Consider the following 20,398-nt stretch of genomic DNA (forward strand, 5'->3'; position numbering starts at 1 on the left):
CCGGCCACAAAAAAGGCCCGAATCGCATGATTCGGGCCTGTGTGAAGTAGCGTAGGACTGAAATAAATACACTAAGTTCCCGCCTAAAAACAATAACTTAGGGATTTGTATACACGTCGTGCTATTCGTCGGATTTCGATTGTGACATTTTCTTCATGATTGCAGGATCGCCTCGTCTTCCCTACGAGCATTCATACATGAAGTATTCCTCGATTCTGTTGTTGTCTCTCTCCCTGGCCACTGGTTTCGCCTGCGCAGGCGATAACGTGACGGCCGGCGTGGGCGGCGCATTGGGTGGGGTACTCGGTTCAGTTGTCGGCCAACAGATTGGTGGCAGCACAGGTTCGGCAATTGGCGCAGGCCTGGGCGGCGCGGCCGGTGGCGCAGTAGGCGCAAACCGACGCAACCGCACTGAAGCGGCCATCGGCGGCGGTCTTGGCGCTGCAGGCGGCAACGTTATCGGTCGCAGCGTCGGTGGCAGCACTGGCAGCTTGATCGGTGCAGCAGCAGGCGGCGGCGCGGGCGGCGCTTTGGGTAACTACATGGGCGACGAAAGCCGTCACGACGATGATCGCCGCCGTGGCTACCGTGGCGACCGCCACGATTACCATCACGGCCGCGGCCACGCCTATGGTCACCGCAAACATGGTCGCGACTGGCGTCACCGCTGACCCGCGTCGCACCACCTGCTTCACAACCGGCCGCCGAACTCGCGGCCGGTTTTCATTTCAGGCCAGCAATTGCTCCAGCGCCAGGCGCAGGCTCGCCGGAATCGGCACCGGCTGATTCGAAGCACGATCCACAAACACATGCACGAAGCGTCCCGCTGCCCGAGCCTCCTCTTCCCCGGCTTTGAAGACGGCCAGCTCGTATTGCACCGAGCTGTTGCCCAACTTGCCCACACGCAGACCTATTTCGATCCTGTCGGGATAGGCAATGGACGCAAAATAGTCGCAGGACGAGCTCACCACGAAACCCACTACCTCGCCGTCATGAATGTCCAGGCCGCCGCGCTCGATGAGATAGCTGTTCACCGCACTGTCGAAAAAGCTGTAGTACGTGACGTTGTTCACGTGGCCGTAGATGTCGTTGTCGTGCCAGCGCGTGGTAATTGGCTGAAAGTGCCGGTAATCGGCGCGTTGCGGGGTATCACTCATAGTGGTCCTCTTCGGCTTCAAGAAGTGGCTGGCAGGTTGGCGCGCTGAACACAGGCTGTGCTGATCAAACCTCGATCCTTGACCTGATCCAGTCGCGTACCGCTGCATAGGGATGATCTTCAAGGACAGCGAACCCTGCGATGTTCCTTGCTTTGAGTCGTGTGAACAACGGCACGCTGATTCCGCACAGGAATCGCGTCAGGCATTCAGCGCTTGGGTCATGGCCTCTCGCTTCAAGATGCCTGGCGACGAACTCGCCACAAACGTCAGCAAAGTCATACTGATCCAGAGGCGTAAGCGGCGGTGGCTCCGGCAGACGTGCGACATGCCCGGCACACACGGAGCAATGCCCGCAACGCGTCGGTGCTCGGGCATCGCCAAAATACTGCGCCAGCCGATGGCTCAGGCAATCCTCGCTGGCAAACAGATCAAGCATGGCGTGAATGCGAGCAATCTCGGTGCTTTCGTGGTGCACGAAATAATCATGCAGCTCTTCGCTCAATGCCCCTGCATCGAAGTCCGCGGCGAGCAAGCTGTAAACCTCCGTCATCTGCTTGCTTTCCAACTCGATCCAGCCTTTTTCCTGAAAGAAATCCAGCGCGGTCACCACGCGCCCGCGCTCGGCCTGATGCTGCTGGTACATCGCATCGAAATTAACCGTCGCCCAAGTGCGGGCGCGGCTCGACGTTTCGACAATCGCTGCCACAAACTGCTGACGCTCACCTTGAAAACGCCGCACGAGGTCTTGGCGTTCGATCAGGTATTTGAAACGATATTCGGCAAAATATGAGTAACGCGGCGCGATGATGCCGCGCAACTCAAGCTGCACGAGCAGCGTCTTCAGAGGTAACTGACGAATGTTGCTCGCGTCCGACAGGGGCGTCAGCAGAAACTCCCATTGACCATCGTTGCGCGCACTCTGCAAATCCTCGAGCACGTGCTGGATGCCTTCACGCTCTGGCGTATCGCCGTACACAAAGTTTTCCAGCACATTAAGGCTGTCGCGGTTAGCGAGCACCAGACACTGTGACCCCGCGCCATCACGCCCTGCCCGGCCAATCTCCTGGCTGTAATTCTCGATGGACTTGGGCAGGTCGAAATGCACGACGTTACGAATGTCGCTTTTGTCGATGCCCATGCCGAACGCGATGGTCGCAACGATGCAATTGAGCCGTCCCTCCATGAACTGTCGCTGGATCGCCTCGCGTTTATCGTGCGGCAGACCGGCGTGATAGGCCTGCGCCGGAACACCGCTCTCGGCCAGATGCGCGGCCACGAATTCGGCGGTCTTTTGCAGCGTTACATAAACGATGCTCGGCTGCCCCGCTCGCTCTGTGAACCACTGAACCAGCCGCCGGCGCTTGTCACGCCCGGCAATTGGCTCGACCCACAGATGAAGATTCGGCCGATAAAAGCCGGTGGTGACGACGTCGTCTGGGGCGATGGCGAATTTGCTTTGCATGTCGGCAATGACATGAGGCGTCGCTGTCGCCGTAAGCAGCAGTGCTTGTGGGATGTTGAACTCGCGCTGGTAGTCCGGAAGCTTCAGATAGTCAGGACGGAAATTGTGGCCCCACTCGGAAATACAGTGCGCCTCATCCACCACCAGCAACGAAATCGGCACCTGCGCAATGAAATGCCGAAAGCGCTCATTCTTCAGGCGCTCCACCGAGATCATCAGAATCTTCAACTCGCCGGAGCGTGCACGAGCCATGACATCCGCCACCTCGTCTCGACTCTGCGCCGAATCGATACTGGCAGCCGCAATGCCGTGGCGTTGAAGAAAGGCCAATTGATCCTGAATCAACGCCAGCAATGGCGATACGACCAGTGTGAGATGCGGCAGCAACAGCGCCGGCAATTGATAGCACAGGGACTTGCCAGAGCCCGTGGGAAAAATCGCTGCCGCCGAACGCCCCGCCAAAACCGCGCTGATGGCGGCCTCTTGTCCGTCACGAAACTGCCGATAACCGAAAACCTGCTCAAGGGTTTGATGCATGTGCTGCCACTCCATTGACCGTCGCAAGGGGATGAACGTTAGCGCGATGGGCCCGGGCGCAATACACCTGAACCGTTACAGAAATGTCGAACAGCATACATCCCTGATACGACGTCGATACGCAGTGCTGGCAAAACACAATCGCGGCTATTAATCTCGCCGCAATCAACATCCGTATTACCAGTCGTTCGCACGTGTAGGCCCAGTTACCGGCCCACGTCAGACGACTCGCCAAGGAGAGGCAATGCAAGCCAAGCCAAAGCCCGAAGATGACGGGCTCGTCATGCAGCGTCTGAAACCGGACCATTTCGATGTCGTCCTGGGTTCTCACCCAGCAAAACGAAAGGTCGCACCTGCCACCGGTAACTGGCCGCTCAGCAGTATTCTGATCTGTCTGGCATTGCTGGTGGCAATCATCTTTCTGATCTTTCAGATGTTTCACACATCCAGGCCTGCTGCAGTGGTTGTTGCCGGGCCTCTGAAACCGGAAATAGTCGCCGAGCCAGCGCAAACGATGCCAACGCCGCAAGTGCGCACCGTCGAGCAGGTCGTCTACGTCGCGCCCAAGGAGCAAACGCAAGAAACACCACCGGCACGCTCGCTGAATAACTGCCTGAAAGACGGCAACGTCATTGACCGCGACGTCATTAATTGTCGATTCGGTGAAACGCAGCAAACCACTGATTACAACGCGCCGCGCGCCAGAGGCATGGTCTCGGAGCAATACCTGGCGCAGTACAAAGCCGGCGCGACAAAGCCCAAATCCGACTCAGGCCGTCGTTACGAAGTCGCAGGCGTCTTCATCCGAGAAATCGATGGTCGCAACCGCTACGAAGCGCGCTACCGCATCTACAACAACCACATCGAAACCAGCAGCGTCTGCATGAATTTCATGACAGACAGCGCCGAATACCGTGAATGCCGCCGCGCGGCGGTGCCCTACTTCAAGGACATGTGCAGCGACTGGACCAAACGAGTGGCGAAGGACAAAAACGAGAAGAACAAACTGGCGCAAGAGCAATATTGCGAGGCAACCCGCGCCTATCAGCCGTGATCCGGGCGCCGAGCAGCCCCCATTTGCACTGAAGACATGCAACGCGCGCACCTCACCCTGGGCGCTGGATTGCCGAATCTGCGAAGAAGATTTTGCGCGCTCGCGTCGACAAAAACTGATTCTGATGGTCATACCTTCCGCCAGGCAGAGGCTTTCAACGCCGCTCACTTCAGGAAACCGTCATGACCCGCACTTGCTACCTGCCGTTAGTCCTCACAGCCCTGATCGCAACGCTCACCGGATGCGGCGATAAGGAAGCTGGAAAAACCACGAGTGCCTCCGGCGCGGCGCGCGGTCTGGAAAAGTCGATGACGGTGGATGTCAGCGGGGCGCTCAATCTGCATTACGAAGCCAAAGGCGACCAGGTCGGCGTAGGATTTCTGCCCGGCAAGTTGCCCGGTTCGAACTGGCTGACCTTGAGTGCAGACCAGGAAGCAGAAGGCGATCGCAACGAGGTCAGCATCGGACCGATTCTCGGGTTCTCCTTCGACAATCCGGATCAGGAGAAGCAAGCGATCATGTTTCAGGGCGGTCGCGTGGAAGTTGCCCACGACGAAAACAGCGCGTCCTACGACACTGGCTCCTATTACCAGTACTTCGATACCGACAAGAGCGGCGCGAACAGCAACGTACGACTGGACTTCAGCAAAATAGAAAAGCTGGAATCCTCAAACACATTGCTGGAGCGCTACCGCCTCGTCGGCACTTTCCAATTCAACGCCGCGCTTTCACCTGAGCAACCCAACGACGAATGCACGCGAGAGTCCGCCGCCTACGCCGCCGAGCACGGCGAACGCCACCCGGGCTTCGACGCCAAACTGTGCAACGCCAAAAGCGTTGTGGCCAAGGGCAGCTTTGACATCACCCAGGATTTCCCGGTTACGGCCAAGGCGGGGTGAGTAACGAGGTCCGGAAATCCTCTTCCGATCGGATTTTCGGAACCCTCCTACATCAGGCGTGGCCGAATCGGGCCGTGCAAAATGATTCATCGTAATAGGATCTCAGACCAGGCATACGTTACGTGCGACCTAGCGCAAAGCGATCTAGACCGGGCCTTATTACGATGAAATTGCTTGAGACACTTCCCTCCGATGAACACACAACGAACTTGCTGACGCTACTGGTCGGTCACATTGGTGCGCTGGGCTATGAAAAACTCTTTTTGAGCACATCCATCAATCATGATCTGGGATGCGATGGCGACGATGCAGCGGAGCTGATGGCAGAACTCGGCGAGCTGTTTACGATCAAGTTCGAGGATTACGACGCGTATCGATACTTCAAACCAGAAGGGTATGACCTGCTGAAGTGGCTTCGCAAAGCTGACCGGCATGGAAACATCCCTTTGACTTTCGCAATGCTACGTCACGCCATTGTGCAGGGACGCTGGGTGACGAAGGAAATCGAGGCTCTGGGGCGAAGAGCTAGCGATCATTCGCATGATAAAAACAGAATTATTAGACGCCCATCACAAAGCCCGCCACTGTAAGTGGCGGACCTAATGACCTTTAATAAGCTACTATCACCACCGCAAACAAGACCATCGTCAGCACAGCCTCACGCCTGGAAAGGCACCGCACAATGACTATCTGCACACCAAGCCATAACGTCACCACAATACCTCTCAAAACCGACCGACTGCCCGAGCCATTCTCTATGAATGCTGAAGACTGAGAGTCAAACTGACCGTGATCCATCCAACCATATTTAGATCCATAGAACGCGGCATAGATGAGCAAGAAAGCAGAATAGATAGCAATCAAAAAAACGCGAAAAAACACTTTTCTTTTATTCATAGCATTCACATAACAAGCCGATTGAAGCGCGACCAATTCTTTACAATAAAATCACCATACCGGGTGTTCTGTTTTATCTTATCCAGAGGCAGTTCCATACCTCGGTTGTAGCGAGCTCCGATGACTCGAACCTCCTCAAGCCAATCAAGGTATAATTATCGTGATCGGCAAGCATCCGCAAATGCCTCGCAGCGATTTCAATATTGTAGACATCACGCTCAAGACAACTAGACAAAGTGCGCAACTGGCTTACACTCATCTCTTCCGGCTTTAGGCCTATCGTGTGAGCCGCCGTTCGCAGCTGTATACTGACCCACCCGAAGCTGGTTTTAGACGGCGGACTGGTTATCACTGTCGGCAAATTTCCGAAATGATCAAAGACCCGCACTTCAAAAGCGACTCTATCAACAAAATTGGGATCTCCGCCCGTCTCGATCCAGCAAACCCCTGCGAGGAGTTGGATCGGTATCGCGTGCCTGATCGCTGCTTCTTTAATAATCTGTTTATTATGAGATACCCACGCGTCTTTAAAATTCTGTATGTAGCTCAGGCCACCGCCGAAGGAGTCCGGTAGCATCTTCCATCTGAGCACATCAAGCAGTCCCCACGTTGGGCTATCGTTGGTAAGGGTATCGCAAAACTCGTCCATCTATAGTCATCCTTGATGTAGGTTTCTGATATCACAGCATACCATGAAGATACTTTATTAATTATCTGTCGTTCCAAAAACATTAATTTCGACAATACTCAAACAGTCTTAAATTATACGGCCATAGTCATAGCACTGCTCATATTGAACATCGCTAAACATGCGCGTTTAATTTCTTACATTTTTAACGCATAAAAAAACCGCCCCGAAGGGCGGTTTCTGTTCGGCGTAAACCGATCTTACAGCTTCGGACCCGCTGCCTTGATCGCGTCGCTCACTTCGAACTTCTTGAAGTTCTCGATGAACAGACCGGCCAGTGCTTTGGCCGCTTCGTCGTAGGCCGCTTTGTCAGCCCAGGTGTTGCGTGGGTTGAGCAGTGCGGTGTCGACGCCGGGTACTGACTTCGGCACGTCCAGGTTGACGGTGTCCAGGTGCTCGGTTTCTGCACCGATCAGCGCGCCGCTCTGGATGGCCGCGATGACACCCCGCGTGGTCGGGATGTTGAAGCGTTTGCCGACGCCGTAGCCGCCGCCGGTCCAGCCGGTGTTGACCAGGTAAACCTTGGAGCCGAAGCCGCGGATGCGCTTGATCAGCAGTTCAGCGTATTCGCCGGCAGGGCGCGGGAAGAACGGTGCGCCGAAGCAGGTGGAGAACGTGGACTTGATGCCAGCGCCGGAACCCATTTCGGTGGAGCCGACCAGCGCGGTGTAACCGGACAGGAAGTGATAAGCCGCCTGTTCTTCGCTGAGGATCGAGACTGGCGGCAGAACGCCGGTCAGGTCGCAGGTCAGGAAGATCACGGCATTCGGCTCGCCGCCCAGGTTCTTCTCTGAACGCTTCTCGACGTGCTCCAGCGGGTAGGCGGCGCGGCTGTTCTGAGTCAGGCTGCTGTCGGCGTAGTCAGCGTGGCCAGCGGCATCCAGAACGACGTTTTCCAGCACTGCGCCGTGCTTGATGGCTTTCCAGATGACAGGTTCGTTCTTCTCGGACAGGTCGATGCACTTGGCATAGCAACCGCCTTCGATGTTGAACACAACACCTTCGCCCCAGCCGTGTTCATCGTCACCGATCAGGTAACGGCTCTCGTCTGCGGACAACGTGGTCTTGCCTGTGCCGGACAGACCGAAGAACAGCGTGACATCGCCCTCCTCGCCAATGTTGGCCGCGCAGTGCATAGGCAGTACGTCGGCGGCCGGCAGCAGGAAGTTCTGCACCGAGAACATCGCTTTTTTCATCTCGCCGGCATAACGCATGCCTGCGATCAGAACCTTCTTCTGGGCGAAGTTGATGATGACGCAACCATCGGAGTTGGTGCCGTCACGCTCTGGCACGCATTCGAAGTTGGCAACGTTCAGCACTTGCCACTCTTGACGACCGGCAGGATTGTACTGAGCCGGGTTGATGAACAGGCAACGGCCAAACAGGTTCTGCCAGGCAGTCTGAGTGGTCATCTTGACCGCCAGGTAGTGGTCGGCCGCCGCGCCTACGTGGACGTGGGAAACGAAGTGTTCCTGAGCATTGTTGAACGCTTCGACACGTGCCCATAAGGCATCGAATTTATCAGCAGGGAATTTGCGGTTGATCGGGCCCCAGGCGATTGCAGCCGTGGTGCTCGGCTCATCGACGATGAAACGGTCAACTGGCGAACGACCAGTGCGGTGGCCGGTTTCGACGACGAGCGCGCCGGTATCGGACAGTACGCCTTCTTCGCGTTTGAGGGCTTCTTTAACCAGTTCGTCGACACTGAGATCGGTGTAAACGGCATTGTTGGCTTGCGTCATGAGATTCCCCGTCGGCCCGCTGGCCGAGTGCTCCAAACGTTTTGTAGTAGAAAAACCCAAACTACTACAGCTAAAAAGTGGGCCGGATTATGCCAGAAAAGCCCAGAAAAGGTAGGGCCCTCCTGTCAGAACTACATAATGAAGAACCAAGCCGGCCGGGCGGAAACCATTCAGCCCGACATCGGCACTACATCAATGGCGGGTATCTGAAGGAGTATCGACTCCGCCCCCTGCAAACAGCTGCGCGACATCGGTTGCATCGAAAAGGTAGCGCTGATTGCAGAACTGGCAATCGATCTCAACGGTGCCGTTATGTTCGATTACCAATTGCTGTGCATCTTCCAGACCAAGACTGACCAGCGCATTGGCAGAACGTTCGCGCGAGCAGCTGCAACGGAATACTAAAGGCTGCACATCGAACATGCGCACAGGGTCTTCATGGAACAGCCGATGCAGCACGGTTTCGTTGTTCAGACTCAGCAATTCCTCGGCCGTGAGCGTGTCGACGAGGGTGTTGACGTGCTGCCAGCTGGCTTCGCGCTCCTCGGCATCGGTGAGACGTGCAGGCGGAAGCTGTTGAAGCAGCAGGCCACGTGCGCGCTTGCCGTCAGCTTTGATCCAGAAGCGCGTAGGCAATTGCTCGGACATAACGAAGTATTCGGACAGGCAGGCCGACAGGTCGACGCCATCCAGCCCGACGATGCCTTGGTAGCGCTTACCCTGACGCGGATCGATGGTCATCGTGAGGTCGCCGTCGGGCATCAGCTCTTTGAGCGTGGCGTCCGGCGTGATCAGGCTCTCGTCGTAGCGGGCGATGCCACGGATCTCACGCTCGCTGGAGCACTCGACCATTAACAGGGAAACCGGCCCGAGAGAGCGCGCTTGAAGCACCAGCAATCCGTCGAATTTCAGCGTACCGACCAACAGGGCCGCGGCGGCGAGCATCTCGCCGAGCAACTGCGCGACCGGCTCAGGGTAAGGATGCTTGGCAAGCACCTCGGCGTAGCTGCGCTCGAGCGCGACCAGCTCACCGCGCACGTCGCTCTCGTCGAAGATGAAACGCTGGGTGTAATCGATATCCGGGAAATCATGCATAGAAATAGGTATCTGAAGTGATGACAAGTTGATGACAAACGCCTATAAAACGCGGTTTAGCACCGCTTGGTGCGTTGTCATGCCGATGGGGGCATTTTATGGACTATCCCGCGCTGTTCCAACCCAAGTGGAACGCCAAAAAATTCCTGCTGTGCAACCTGGTGGCCCTGGCGCTGCTTCTGGTCTGGGTATGGCCGACCGGGCATGCCGCTTTCACTCAATTCGATGAGTGGCTGTTTCATCTGCTCAACCGTCCGCTCGAGCAGAACAAAGTGTGGCTGTGGATCTGGACGATTGCCAGCATGCGCCCCTTCGATATCGTCGTCGGCCTGATCCTTCTGGCGTTGCTGATCAAAGGCGATTGGGTCTTCAAAGCAGTGCAGACGCGCGCCGCGCTGATCGGCTTTGTCCTGACGCTGATCCTGCTGCTGGTCATCCGGACGGTGTTTTCCAAAATTATCGATCACACGTCGCTTCAACACGACAGCGCCTCGATGGTCATTCCCGACGCGATCAAACTCAGCGATATATTCCCGACGCTGGAAGACAAGTGGGAGCTCAAAGACCGCTCCAGCCAGAGCTTTCCCGGCGACCACGCTTCGGTTTTGCTGATCTGGGCAATGTTCATGACCGCGTTCAGCCGCACTGTCGGTCAGCGCGTGATCATCTGGGTACTGGCGCTTGTGTTCATGATGCCGCGCCTTGTCGCGGGCGCACACTGGGGCCAGGACGACTACATCGGCGGCGTGATGATCGCGCTGCTCGCCTTGGCCTGGAGCTGCTACACCCCGTTCGTTGCCGCAGTCACCGGCTTCCTGCTGCGGATGACGGCACCTATCTTCAACGTCTTCGCCAAGGTGCCGCTGCTCAACTGCCTGAGCATCATGAAGCCCGGCGCGCGGGGATAAGCGTCTGCGGGAGCACGCGTGCACGATGCGTTTGAGCAGTCCGCCGGTGTCATGCGACTCGCAGCAAATCTGGACGCGCGCGCTCCGGCCAGGAACCCTCAGTCATCTCCGGATCGAAAGTGAAACAACTGACGGCGCTGCTTCTTGGTCGGCTTGCCGTCAGTGGTCACGCCTAGGCTGCCAGCCTTGCGCATCTGCGCCGCCTGCTCCCTTTTTGCAAGACTCTCAGGCGTTTCGCTGTATAGCAACTGGGCTTCCGGGGCGCCGCGCCGCACGATGGACAAGGCTTGAACCACGACGGTGCGCTCATCGAAGCCTGCGCGAATCTGCAGCTCGTCGCCGACGCGCGGCTCCTTGCCTGGCTTGCAGCGCTCGCCCCGGCAGTGCACTTTGCCACTCTCGATTGCGGCTTTCGCCAGCGCACGGGTCTTGAAGAACCGGGCTGCCCAGAGCCATTTGTCCAGACGAACTTTGTCGTCCTCGTCTGACTTTTGCGTCATCTGAATTCCTCAATCTGGTAATAGTCAGAACTGTACTACGTCACGCGGGGCACGCAGTTCTACGAGCCCTCGTTTAAACTGCCTGCCAACATAAATGGCGCCGACATTGGAGTACGCCGTGACAGATTTCCCAACGTCGTTGACCGGTGGCTGCAAGGGCTGCAAAGAAAGCCCTGAGCTGACCTTCGATTTCGATTTCGCATACCAGCCGATCGTCGATCTGCGGGACCAGTCGATTTTCGCGTACGAGGCGCTTGTGCGCGGAGTCGCCGGTGAGGGTGCGCACTCGGTGTTGAGCCAGGTCGACGACAGTAACCGCTATCGATTCGATCAATTGTGCCGGACCAGGGCAATTTCAACTGCCGCCAGGCTGGGCATGACCGAGCACTTGTCCATCAACTTCCTGCCCAATGCCGTCTATCGTCCGGAGCTGTGCATCCGCAGCACGCTGGAGGCCGCTCGCTTGCACAACTTCCCGCTTGACCGACTGATATTCGAGACGGTCGAAAGCGAGCACATGGACAGTCGTCATCTGACTCACATTCTGCGTGAATACCGCGAATTCGGTTTCAAGACGGCGATCGACGACTTCGGTGCCGGGCATTCGGGGCTGACATTGCTGGCGGACTTTCAACCTGATCTCATCAAACTGGACATGGCGCTGGTGCGCGATATCCATCGAGATCGCGTGCGTCAGGCTATCGTTCGCGGGGTTGTCACAATGTGTACGGAGTTGGGCGTTACAGTCGTCGCCGAAGGCATCGAGGAGGCCGGAGAACGAGACTTTCTGGCTGACTCCGGAATTTATCTGATGCAGGGCTACTGGTTCGCCAAACCTGCATTCAAGGCACTGGCGCAGATCGACCCTGGCGTCTGGCAGAACGCGTAAACGTACGGAACCGCTTTGAAGACATTCGACCATCTGACAGTCATCGGCCTTCGCGAATGGGTGGCGCTGCCCAATTTAGGGGTAGCTGGTCTGCGCGCGAAAATCGACACCGGGGCGAGCACCTCCAGCCTGCACGCCACGGAAATCGAACCCTTCGAACGCGACGGCGAGAAATGGGTGCGTTTCAACGCACATCTGGGCACCGTGGTGCAATTGCGCCATCGACGCTGCGAAGCGCAACTGGTGGCGATGAAAACCATCAAAAGCTCCAACGGGCATGCTCAGGTGCGCTACGTGATCCGCACCACGCTGGCGCTGGGTGATCGGGTCTGGCCCGTGGAGTTCACCCTGGCTTGTCGCAAAGCCATGCGCTATCGGTTGCTGCTGGGTTCCAAAGCCTTGATTGACGGCCAGTTGGTGGTCAACCCGGGTATTACATATGTTCAGGACAAGCCGGTCTTCCCGGCTTCAAATTCCTCTGCCACAGGTGCTGCATGAAGATCGCTGTGCTTTCGCGAAACCCGCGTCTGTATTCAACCCGCCGACTGGTCGAAGCTGGCATCCAGCGCGGTCACGAGGTGGTGGTGATCGATACCCTGCGCGCCTATATGAACATCGCCAGTCATAAGCCGCAGATTCACTATCGAGGAAAACCACTGGAAGGCTTTGACGCGGTCATCCCGCGGATCGGCGCGTCCGTCACGTTCTACGGCTGCGCGGTGTTGCGCCAGTTCGAAATGATGGGTGTGTTCCCCCTCAACGAATCGGTCGCCATTGCCCGCTCCCGCGACAAGCTGCGTTCGCTGCAGCTGTTGTCACGTCGGGGGATCGGTCTGCCGGTGACCGGCTTCGCACACTCGCCTGACGACATCCCGGACCTCATCCAGATGGTCAATGGCGCCCCGTTGGTCATCAAGGTGCTCGAAGGCACTCAGGGCATTGGTGTGGTGCTGTGTGAAACGGCGACGGCAGCGGAATCGGTGATTGAGGCCTTCATGGGCCTCAAGCAGGACATCATGGTTCAGGAATACATCAAGGAAGCAGGCGGCGCTGACATCCGCTGTTTCGTGGTGGGTGACAAGGTCATCGCCTCAATGATGCGCCAGGCCAAGCCCGGTGAATTCCGCTCCAACCTGCACCGCGGCGGAACCGCCAGCCTCATCAAAATCACGCCCGAAGAGCGAATGACGGCCATCCGGGCTGCCAAGGTCATGGGGCTGAGCGTTGCCGGCGTGGATATCCTGCGCTCCAACCACGGCCCACTGGTGATGGAAGTGAACTCTTCGCCGGGACTGGAAGGTATTGAAGCGACAACCGGCAAGGACGTCGCCGGGATGATCATTCAGTACATCGAAAAGAACGGCGGGCCGCACATGACCCGAACCAAGGGCAAAGGCTGACGGAACGCCCGCCAATGGGACCAGCCGCGGGCTCGCACTCGCGGCGAATCAGCCTTTACGCTCTTTGAGCAGGCTCGCCGCTTCGAAGCCTGCGAACTCAGCGCGACGGCATGAGATCAGTCTGCGTCCCTGGGCAACATCAAGCCCAGTGGCAATCGAACGCGCGCTTCCAGTCCGCCACCGGAGCGATTGCGCAGTTCGACATTGCCACCGTGCATCGCCGCGATACGCTTGACGATCGCAAGCCCCAATCCTGTGCCCTTGCCGCTTCGGGCGCGATCGCCCCGGATGAACGGGTTGAAAATGCCTTCCAGCTCCGAAGGATCAATGCCCATCCCGCGATCCAGTACGCTCAGCACCACGTAGGGCGCCCCGCTGTCACCTGACACATACGCCGCGACCTCAACACCATCGCCCGCATGATGCATGGCGTTACCGATGAGGTTATTGAGCAAGCGCTTCATCGAGACCCGCCGCAGCGGAAACGGAGGGATAGACTCCAGACACAGTCGCACCTGCTCAACGGGGCTGTTGTAGGGCGCAACGACTTCATGCACCAGCTCGACCAGATTGACCTCTTCGACCTCCTCGTCGCGCCCATCCCGGATGAACGCCAGAAACTGATCGAGAATGGCATCCATGTCCTCGATGTCGCGAACCATGCCTTCCATGAATTCATTGTTGGCCGGCATCAGCTCCAGCGACAGACGCAGCCGTGTCAGCGGCGTACGCAGATCATGGGACACACCGGCGAGCATCAGCTCCCGTTCCTGACCGGCCTGTTCGACGTCTTCGGCCATCTGATTAAAGGCCCGGTAGACCTCGGTCATTTCGCTGGGTGTATCGCCGACAGGCAACCGGACGCTGCGCCCCTGTCCCAATTGACGCGCCGCGAAGACAAGACGTTTGAGCGGCTGATTGAGCTGGCTGACGAAGATCCAGGCCGATGCGGTGGACAGCAGCCCGATCGCCAGGAACCAGCCGAGCACGCTCCATATTTTCTGGCCGCGCAGCGGGTGCGGATACAGCGGCACCTTCAGCCAGCCATCGCCCAGACTCGGCGCGCGTACCCACAGCGCGGGTGGAGCATGCACGCGCAACCGTACTTCCGTATCAGCGCCAAGCTCGGCCTGCATCTGACGCTGATAGATTTCCGAATAGGGCCAGTGCTGCTCGCCTTCCGGGACGCCACCGCCGACCACGCGGATCAGGCCCGCCGCATCTGCGATGGTCTGCCGGTCGCTTTCATCGGCCGCCCAGTAAGCCCGCAAAGTCAGCGCAACACCGTGGCTGTATTGACGATCCACGAGAACGTCTTCGTTCATCAGCAGATAGACCAGCGTCAGTGCTTTCGAAAACAGCACGACGATGAGCACCAGCCAGAGCGTGCGGGAGAAAAAACTTTGCGGGAACCAGAGCGGTGTCTTCATAACAGCAGCTACACACTTTGCAGGAGCGAGTTCAGGCTCGCGAAATTCGCGGAACACAAGAGACAGCAAAAACCAGTCACGACGATGTTCGCTGATGGCGAACACCGAGGTGACTGGCTAACGTTGCGGGCGTCGGACACCCGGCAATTGACTGTCGGACTTGCTGTTACTGCTTGTTGGCACCGTCTGGAACGAACACATAACCCACGCCCCATACGGTCTGGATATAGCGCGGCTTGGCGGCATCCACTTCGATCAGGCGGCGCAGACGAGAAATCTGTACGTCGATGGAGCGCTCCAGAGCGTCCCACTCGCGTCCGCGGGCCAGATTCATCAGCTTGTCGCGGGTCAGCGGCTCGCGCGCATGCATGACCAGCGCCTTGAGCACCGCGAATTCACCGGTGGTGAGCATGTGTACTTCGTCGCCACGTTTAAGCTCGCGGGTAGCCAGAGACAATTCATAATCGCCAAAGGTGACGGTTTCTTCTTCGCTGGCCGGTGCGCCAGGCACCGGGGCGGCCTGACGACGAAGCACGGCACGCACGCGGGCCATCAGTTCATCGGGGTTGAAAGGTTTGGCCAAGTAATCATCGGCGCCCAGCTCCAGACCCTTGATCCGGCTCAGCTCATCGCCCTTGGCGGTCAGCATGATGATGGGCACCTGATTGTTCGCGGCACGCAGACGGCGACAAGCGGACAAGCCGTCCTCGCCTGGCAGCATCAGGTCCAGCACCACGAGATGAAACACTTCGCGCGCCAGCAGACGGTCCATTTGCTCCACGTTGGGCACAGCGCGGGCGCGGTAGCCTTTGCTGTTGAAAAAGCGTTCTAACAGGCTGCTCAAGCCCGGGTCATCATCAACGATGAGGATTTTCTCGCCTTCAGCCGTTTGTGCAGTGCTGCTCATTGGAAGCTCCTTTGATCTCGGCGCGCATTATGGCGTAGCTGCTGCGATGCGCACCGTGTGCATTGTTAGCAGATTTTTCCTGAGTACACACTGGCGCTCTCCCTCGCTGCTGAGGGAGGGGATCGCCACCGTGCGATGCACTGATTCGGGCCATATGATCGGCTGATCCCCTAATCAGGGTTCGCTGGGTATAATGCGCCGCCCTCAAGGTCAGGCAGCACCCGCTCAAGGCGGTTCGCCAGCAGCTGGATTTTTTGCACACACATTTGCCAGGTGGTTTTATGGACAGTATCAACAGCCGCATCGCCGAAGAACTCGGCGTCCGCCCGCAACAGGTCGAAGCGGCCGTCGCGCTACTGGATGAAGGCTCTACCGTGCCTTTCATCGCTCGCTACCGTAAAGAAGTGACAGGCAGCCTCGATGACACGCAACTGCGTCATCTGGAAGAGCGCCTGCGTTATCTGCGCGAGCTCGATGAGCGCCGCATCAGCATCCTTGCCAGCATCGAGGAGCAAGGCAAGCTGACCCCCGAACTGGCTCGCGACATCAAGCTGGCCGACACCAAGACCCGCCTTGAAGACTTGTATCTGCCATACAAGCAGAAGCGCCGCACCAAAGGCCAGATCGCGCTGGAAGCCGGCCTTGGCGAACTCGCCGACGGTCTGTTCAACGATCCGAACCTGAACCCGGAAACCGAGGCGGCCCGTTTCGTCGACGCCGAAAAAGGTTTTGCCGACGTCAAGGCAGTGCTCGAAGGCGCCAAATACATCCTCATGGAGCGCTTCGCCGAAGACGCCACCCTTCTGGAGAAACTGCGCAGTTTCCTCAAGCAGGAGGCTGTGATCAGTGCCCGGGTGGTGACTGGCAAGGAAGAAGAAGGCGCCAAGTTCCGTGACTATTTCGAACACGACGAGCCGCTGAAGAGCATGCCGTCGCACCGCGCGCTGGCGATCTTCCGGGGCCGCAATGAAGGCGTGTTGAGCTCGGCGCTGAAAGTCGGCGAAGAGCTGCCGGGGGCGCTTCATCCCTGCGAAATGATGATCAGCGAGCGTTTTGGGCTGCAGAATCAGAACCGTCCTGCAGACAAGTGGCTCGCCGAAGTCGTGCGCTGGACCTGGAAGGTCAAGCTGTACTCGCATCTGGAAACCGACCTGCTGGGCGAACTGCGCGACGGCGCCGAGACCGAAGCGATCAACGTGTTCGCTCATAACCTGCACGATCTGCTTCTGGCCGCGCCTGCCGGACCTCGCGCCACACTGGGCCTGGACCCGGGCCTGCGTACCGGTTGCAAGGTCGCGGTGGTCGATGCGACAGGCAAATTGCTGGATCACGCCACGGTCTATCCGCACGTGCCGAAGAACCAGTGGGATCAGACCATCGCGGTACTGGCCGCGCTGTGCGCCAAACATTCGGTGGACCTGATCGCGATCGGCAACGGCACCGCCAGCCGCGAAACCGACAAACTGGCAGCGGAACTGATCAAAAAATACCCAGGCCTGAAGATGACCAAGGTCATGGTCTCCGAAGCTGGCGCGTCGGTGTATTCGGCGTCGGAACTGGCAGCCAAAGAATTCCCGGATCTGGACGTTTCGATCCGTGGCGCGGTGTCGATCGCTCGCCGCTTGCAGGATCCGCTCGCGGAGCTGGTGAAGATCGATCCGAAATCCATCGGTGTCGGCCAGTACCAGCACGACGTGTCGCAACTCAAGCTGGCGCGCGGCCTGGATGCGGTCGTAGAGGACTGCGTGAACGCCGTTGGCGTCGATGTGAATACTGCCTCTGTCGCCTTGCTGGCGCGGATTTCCGGCCTGAACACCACGCTGGCGCAGAACATCGTTTCGCACCGCGACGAGAACGGCGCGTTCAAAACCCGCGCCGCGCTGAAGAAAGTGGCGCGTCTGGGCGAAAAAACCTTCGAACAGGCCGCAGGATTCCTGCGCGTCATGAACGGCGACAACCCGCTGGATTCTTCTGCGGTTCACCCGGAAGCTTATCCACTGGTGCAGCGCATCGCGGCTGAAACCGACCGCGACATTCGTTCGCTGATCGGCGATGCAAGCTTCCTCAAGCGCCTTGATCCGAAGAAGTTCACCGACGAGACCTTTGGCCTGCCGACGGTGACCGACATTCTTCAGGAGCTCGAAAAGCCTGGCCGCGACCCGCGTCCCGAGTTCAAGACCGCCGAGTTCCAGGATGGCGTCGAAGATCTCAAGGACCTGCAACCGGGCATGATTCTGGAAGGTGTCGTGACCAACGTCACCAACTTCGGTGCATTTGTCGACATCGGCGTGCATCAGGACGGTCTGGTGCATATCTCCGCGCTTTCCGAGAAGTTCATCAAGGACCCGCGTGAAGCCGTGAAGGCCGGTGATGTGGTGAAGGTCAAGGTAATGGAAGTCGACATCGCGCGTAAGCGTGTAGGACTGTCGATGCGCATGAGCGACACGCCGGGTGAGAAAGTCGACGGCGCTCGGGGTGCTCGCCCTGGCGCAGCGCCTCGTCAGCAGCAGAGCAGCGCCCCGCGCAAGGAAACCGCGACAGCCGCCCCGGCCAATAACGCCATGGCTTCTCTGTTCGCCAACGCCAAGCAACTGAAGAAACGCTGATGGATATTCCAGACGAGCTGACCCAAAGCGCTTACTTCAAGACCCTTGGCTGCCGGGTGGTGCGACTGGACGAGGGCGTCGCGCAAGTCGCCCTGCCGCTGGAAGCGCACCTGCGCAATCGCGGCAACGTGATGCACGGTGGCGCGCTGTTCAGCCTGGTGGACATCACCATGGGGCTGGCCTGCTCCAGTTCCCACGGCTTCGATCAGCGCAGCGTGACCGTGGAATGCAAGATCAACTACGTGCGCGCCGTGTCCGAAGGCGAGGTCCTGTGCACCAGCACCGTGCTGCATGCCGGACGCCGCACGCTGGTGGTCGAGGCCGAGGTTCGCCAGGACGACAAGCTGGTCGCTAAAGCACAAGGCACGTTCGCGATCGTCTAGCTGTCCGATACCGATATGGGTTAATTTCGGCACTGTTCGACAGTGTCGAAATCAACTGCCTGTTTGACTGATGGCAGCCTATTGAATGACCAGGCGACAGGCGTCGGCGTTAGGGCTAAAAACGAGGCGAAAACGCCAGTTCCTTTCTTCACCCTTGTAGACCGCCATATCGCCCCCATATAGGGCCGACTGACGCGTGAAGGAATCCAACTTGAGCGAACTTCTCAACCGCCGCCTGGCTCTGCTTGGCGAGCACTCCAACCTCTCCCTTCTGGAGAAGTGCTTGCATGGTATCGAGCGCGAATGCCTGCGCGTTACAGGCGAAGGTCGTCTGGCCCAGACCCCGCACCCCGAAGCGCTCGGGTCTGCACTGACCAACGAACAGATCACCACGGATTATTCCGAGTCGCTGCTGGAGTTCATCACGCCTGCACTGACCAATCCCGCCGACACGCTGGACAGTCTCGAGAAAATCCATCGCTTTGCCTACAGCAAGCTGGGCAGCGAATACATCTGGAGCCCTTCGATGCCGTGCCCGCTGCCGGCCGAGGAAGACATCCCGATCGCCTATTACGGCACATCCAATATCGGCAAGCTCAAGTACGTGTACCGCCAGGGCCTGGCGCTGCGCTACGGCAAGACGATGCAATGCATTGCCGGAATTCACTACAATTTTTCCTTGCCTGAAGCGGTCTGGCCGCTGCTCAAGCACACCGCCAACTTCGAAGGCAGCGACCGAGATTTCCAGTCAGAAAGCTACATTGGTCTGATCCGCAACTTCCGTCGCTACAGCTGGCTGCTGATGTACCTGTTCGGCGCCTCGCCAGCGCTGGACGCCAGCTTCCTGCGCGGCCGCTCTCATCAGCTCGATCAATTCGACGCCGACACGCTGTATCTGCCGTACGCCACCAGTCTGCGCATGAGTGATCTGGGTTATCAGAGCAGCGCTCAAGCCGACCTGACGCCTTGCTACAACGATCTGCTGACTTACACCGACAGCCTGCGTCGCGCAGTTGCCACGCCTTACGCGCCCTATGTCGAGATCGGCACGCACAAGGACGGCGAGTGGATTCAGCTCAACACCAACGTGCTGCAGATCGAAAACGAGTACTACTCGACCATTCGCCCGAAGCGCGTGACCTACTCCGGCGAGCGTCCGATTCAGGCGCTGATGGCGCGCGGCGTGCAGTACGTGGAAGTTCGTTGCCTGGACATCAACCCGTTCCTGCCGGTCGGCATCGATCTGCAACAGTCGCGCTTCATCGATGCGTTCATCCTGTTTTGCGCGCTGCAGGAAAGCTCGCAACTGGCCGACTGCGAGTGCGGCAACGCCAGCACCAACTTCCTGACCGTGGTCAAAGAAGGTCGTCGGCCGGGGCTGCAGCTGAGCCGCAATACCGAGACCATCGACCTGAAGGAATGGGCCAATGAGTTGCTCGACAAGATTGCGCCGATCAGCCAATTGCTGGACAAGAGCCAAGGTATCGATGAACACGCCCGGTCATTGGACGCTCAGCGTGCCAAGGTCGCCGACCCGGCGCTGACGCCATCAGCGCAGGTGCTGGCCAGCATGACGGAGCACAAGGAGGGCTTTACGGCGTTCTCTCTGCGTCAGGCGCAGGCTCACGCCGAGTATTTCCGTAGCCGCCCTTTGAGCGCAGAGGAGCAAACCGGCTTCGAGACCAAAGCGCGGGAATCCCTGGCGCAACAGTCCGAGCTGGAACAGACCGAAGAACCGGTGGATTTCGACACCTTCGTCGGTGCTTATCAGGCGAGCATTCTGGCGATCAGTAACTGATCCGCACATGAATAAAAACGGCGCGCCTGAGGCGCGCCGTTTTTGT

General features: G+C 58.4%; 18 protein-coding genes and 1 pseudogene. 11 read left to right on the plus strand and 8 right to left on the minus strand.

Features of this window, described 5'->3' with window-relative positions:
- Window positions 1-197: 197 nt before the first annotated feature.
- Window positions 198-671: a glycine zipper domain-containing protein gene (locus BMZ10_RS19150; RefSeq protein ID WP_177182167.1), complete on the plus strand. Its 474-nt coding sequence runs from the start codon at window positions 198-200 to the stop codon at window positions 669-671.
- Window positions 672-728: 57 nt separating this feature from the next.
- Here the strand turns inward: BMZ10_RS19150 and BMZ10_RS19155 are convergent, their stop codons facing one another.
- The gene (locus BMZ10_RS19155; RefSeq protein ID WP_093465867.1) at window positions 729-1,157 is read right to left on the minus strand and encodes an acyl-CoA thioesterase; all 429 of its coding nucleotides are present in this window, start codon (window positions 1,155-1,157) and stop codon (window positions 729-731) included.
- A 64-nt stretch (window positions 1,158-1,221) separates the two neighbouring features.
- Window positions 1,222-3,156, minus strand: coding sequence for a RecQ family ATP-dependent DNA helicase (locus BMZ10_RS19160; protein ID WP_093465869.1), 1,935 nt, complete (start codon window positions 3,154-3,156; stop codon window positions 1,222-1,224).
- A 244-nt stretch (window positions 3,157-3,400) separates the two neighbouring features.
- On the opposite strand from BMZ10_RS19160, the gene BMZ10_RS19165 reads away from it, so the two are divergent.
- The 3 genes from BMZ10_RS19165 to BMZ10_RS19175 all read left to right on the plus strand — a co-directional run bounded on the left by BMZ10_RS19165 (window position 3,401) and on the right by BMZ10_RS19175 (window position 5,699).
- On the plus strand, window positions 3,401-4,210 hold the full coding sequence (locus BMZ10_RS19165; RefSeq protein ID WP_093465871.1) for a hypothetical protein: 810 nt from the start codon (window positions 3,401-3,403) through the stop codon (window positions 4,208-4,210).
- Between the two features lie 182 nt (window positions 4,211-4,392).
- Window positions 4,393-5,109 (plus strand): hypothetical protein, encoded by a 717-nt coding sequence (locus BMZ10_RS19170; protein ID WP_093465873.1) that lies wholly within the window; start codon window positions 4,393-4,395, stop codon window positions 5,107-5,109.
- Window positions 5,110-5,273: 164 nt separating this feature from the next.
- Window positions 5,274-5,699, plus strand: coding sequence for a DUF1493 family protein (locus tag BMZ10_RS19175; protein WP_093465875.1), 426 nt, complete (start codon window positions 5,274-5,276; stop codon window positions 5,697-5,699).
- A 312-nt stretch (window positions 5,700-6,011) separates the two neighbouring features.
- Here the strand turns inward: BMZ10_RS19175 and BMZ10_RS19185 are convergent.
- The 3 genes and pseudogenes from BMZ10_RS19185 to hslO all read right to left on the minus strand — a co-directional run bounded on the left by BMZ10_RS19185 (window position 6,012) and on the right by hslO (window position 9,531).
- Window positions 6,012-6,655 (minus strand): annotated as a pseudogene (locus tag BMZ10_RS19185) (hypothetical protein).
- Between the two features lie 239 nt (window positions 6,656-6,894).
- A complete protein-coding gene (locus tag BMZ10_RS19190; protein ID WP_093465880.1) occupies window positions 6,895-8,436 on the minus strand; it encodes a phosphoenolpyruvate carboxykinase in 1,542 nt (513 codons plus the stop codon).
- 192 nt (window positions 8,437-8,628) lie between these two features.
- Entirely contained in the window at window positions 8,629-9,531 is a 903-nt protein-coding gene (gene hslO / locus BMZ10_RS19195) for an Hsp33 family molecular chaperone HslO (protein ID WP_093465882.1), read from the minus strand.
- Window positions 9,532-9,629: 98 nt separating this feature from the next.
- Between hslO and BMZ10_RS19200 the strand changes: the two genes are divergently transcribed.
- Window positions 9,630-10,439, plus strand: a complete 810-nt coding sequence (locus BMZ10_RS19200) for a phosphatase PAP2 family protein (protein WP_093465884.1) — start codon at window positions 9,630-9,632, stop codon at window positions 10,437-10,439.
- Between the two features lie 98 nt (window positions 10,440-10,537).
- On the opposite strand, the gene BMZ10_RS19205 is transcribed toward BMZ10_RS19200, so the two are convergent.
- On the minus strand, window positions 10,538-10,939 hold the full coding sequence (locus BMZ10_RS19205) for an RNA-binding S4 domain-containing protein (protein WP_093465886.1): 402 nt from the start codon (window positions 10,937-10,939) through the stop codon (window positions 10,538-10,540).
- 118 nt (window positions 10,940-11,057) lie between these two features.
- On the opposite strand from BMZ10_RS19205, the gene BMZ10_RS19210 reads away from it, so the two are divergent.
- Genes BMZ10_RS19210 through rimK form a run of 3 tightly spaced genes read left to right on the plus strand, consistent with a single transcriptional unit; the run spans window position 11,058 to window position 13,228 of the window.
- Window positions 11,058-11,828, plus strand: a complete 771-nt coding sequence (locus BMZ10_RS19210; RefSeq protein WP_093466740.1) for a S6 modification regulatory phosphodiesterase RimA — start codon at window positions 11,058-11,060, stop codon at window positions 11,826-11,828.
- Window positions 11,829-11,870: 42 nt separating this feature from the next.
- Window positions 11,871-12,326, plus strand: coding sequence for a retropepsin-like aspartic endopeptidase RimB (locus BMZ10_RS19215; protein WP_177182179.1), 456 nt, complete (start codon window positions 11,871-11,873; stop codon window positions 12,324-12,326).
- Window positions 12,323-13,228, plus strand: a complete 906-nt coding sequence (gene rimK / locus BMZ10_RS19220; protein ID WP_093465889.1) for a 30S ribosomal protein S6--L-glutamate ligase — start codon at window positions 12,323-12,325, stop codon at window positions 13,226-13,228. The genes BMZ10_RS19215 and rimK overlap by 4 nt, the downstream gene beginning before the upstream one ends.
- A gap of 116 nt (window positions 13,229-13,344) precedes the next feature.
- Here rimK and BMZ10_RS19225 read toward each other — a convergent pair whose 3' ends face one another.
- Together BMZ10_RS19225 and ompR are read right to left on the minus strand one after the other, a co-directional pair.
- On the minus strand, window positions 13,345-14,658 hold the full coding sequence (locus BMZ10_RS19225; protein WP_093465891.1) for an ATP-binding protein: 1,314 nt from the start codon (window positions 14,656-14,658) through the stop codon (window positions 13,345-13,347).
- Window positions 14,659-14,824: 166 nt separating this feature from the next.
- On the minus strand, window positions 14,825-15,565 hold the full coding sequence (ompR, locus tag BMZ10_RS19230) for an osmolarity response regulator transcription factor OmpR (protein ID WP_093465893.1): 741 nt from the start codon (window positions 15,563-15,565) through the stop codon (window positions 14,825-14,827).
- 281 nt (window positions 15,566-15,846) lie between these two features.
- On the opposite strand from ompR, the gene BMZ10_RS19235 reads away from it, so the two are divergent.
- The 3 genes from BMZ10_RS19235 to gshA all read left to right on the plus strand — a co-directional run bounded on the left by BMZ10_RS19235 (window position 15,847) and on the right by gshA (window position 20,352).
- Window positions 15,847-18,171, plus strand: a complete 2,325-nt coding sequence (locus BMZ10_RS19235; protein ID WP_093465895.1) for a Tex family protein — start codon at window positions 15,847-15,849, stop codon at window positions 18,169-18,171.
- The gene (locus tag BMZ10_RS19240; RefSeq protein WP_093465897.1) at window positions 18,171-18,554 is read left to right on the plus strand and encodes a PaaI family thioesterase; all 384 of its coding nucleotides are present in this window, start codon (window positions 18,171-18,173) and stop codon (window positions 18,552-18,554) included. Before BMZ10_RS19235 ends, BMZ10_RS19240 begins: the two co-directional genes overlap by 1 nt.
- Before the next feature lie 211 nt (window positions 18,555-18,765).
- Entirely contained in the window at window positions 18,766-20,352 is a 1,587-nt protein-coding gene (gene gshA / locus BMZ10_RS19245) for a glutamate--cysteine ligase (RefSeq protein ID WP_177182168.1), read from the plus strand.
- Window positions 20,353-20,398 lie beyond the last annotated feature (46 nt).

It is taken from the genome of Pseudomonas sp. NFR16, assembly GCF_900108875.1.
In the GTDB taxonomy this organism is placed as follows: domain Bacteria; phylum Pseudomonadota; class Gammaproteobacteria; order Pseudomonadales; family Pseudomonadaceae; genus Aquipseudomonas.

Excerpts from the sequence above, each read along its gene's own strand:
- BMZ10_RS19155 (WP_093465867.1), bottom strand. The coding sequence starts at position 1,157 with ATGAGTGATACCCCGCAACGCGCCGATTACCGGCACTTTCAGCCAATT.
- BMZ10_RS19205 (WP_093465886.1), bottom strand. The coding sequence starts at position 10,939 with ATGACGCAAAAGTCAGACGAGGACGACAAAGTTCGTCTGGACAAATGG.
- BMZ10_RS19240 (WP_093465897.1), top strand. The coding sequence starts at position 18,171 with ATGGATATTCCAGACGAGCTGACCCAAAGCGCTTACTTCAAGACCCTT.
- BMZ10_RS19175 (WP_093465875.1), top strand. The coding sequence starts at position 5,274 with ATGAAATTGCTTGAGACACTTCCCTCCGATGAACACACAACGAACTTG.
- BMZ10_RS19225 (WP_093465891.1), bottom strand. The coding sequence starts at position 14,658 with ATGAAGACACCGCTCTGGTTCCCGCAAAGTTTTTTCTCCCGCACGCTC.
- BMZ10_RS19160 (WP_093465869.1), bottom strand. The coding sequence starts at position 3,156 with ATGCATCAAACCCTTGAGCAGGTTTTCGGTTATCGGCAGTTTCGTGAC.
- rimK (WP_093465889.1), top strand. The coding sequence starts at position 12,323 with ATGAAGATCGCTGTGCTTTCGCGAAACCCGCGTCTGTATTCAACCCGC.
- BMZ10_RS19200 (WP_093465884.1), top strand. The coding sequence starts at position 9,630 with ATGGACTATCCCGCGCTGTTCCAACCCAAGTGGAACGCCAAAAAATTC.
- hslO (WP_093465882.1), bottom strand. The coding sequence starts at position 9,531 with ATGCATGATTTCCCGGATATCGATTACACCCAGCGTTTCATCTTCGAC.
- BMZ10_RS19190 (WP_093465880.1), bottom strand. The coding sequence starts at position 8,436 with ATGACGCAAGCCAACAATGCCGTTTACACCGATCTCAGTGTCGACGAA.
- BMZ10_RS19150 (WP_177182167.1), top strand. The coding sequence starts at position 198 with ATGAAGTATTCCTCGATTCTGTTGTTGTCTCTCTCCCTGGCCACTGGT.
- BMZ10_RS19235 (WP_093465895.1), top strand. The coding sequence starts at position 15,847 with ATGGACAGTATCAACAGCCGCATCGCCGAAGAACTCGGCGTCCGCCCG.
- BMZ10_RS19165 (WP_093465871.1), top strand. The coding sequence starts at position 3,401 with ATGCAAGCCAAGCCAAAGCCCGAAGATGACGGGCTCGTCATGCAGCGT.
- ompR (WP_093465893.1), bottom strand. The coding sequence starts at position 15,565 with ATGAGCAGCACTGCACAAACGGCTGAAGGCGAGAAAATCCTCATCGTT.
- BMZ10_RS19170 (WP_093465873.1), top strand. The coding sequence starts at position 4,393 with ATGACCCGCACTTGCTACCTGCCGTTAGTCCTCACAGCCCTGATCGCA.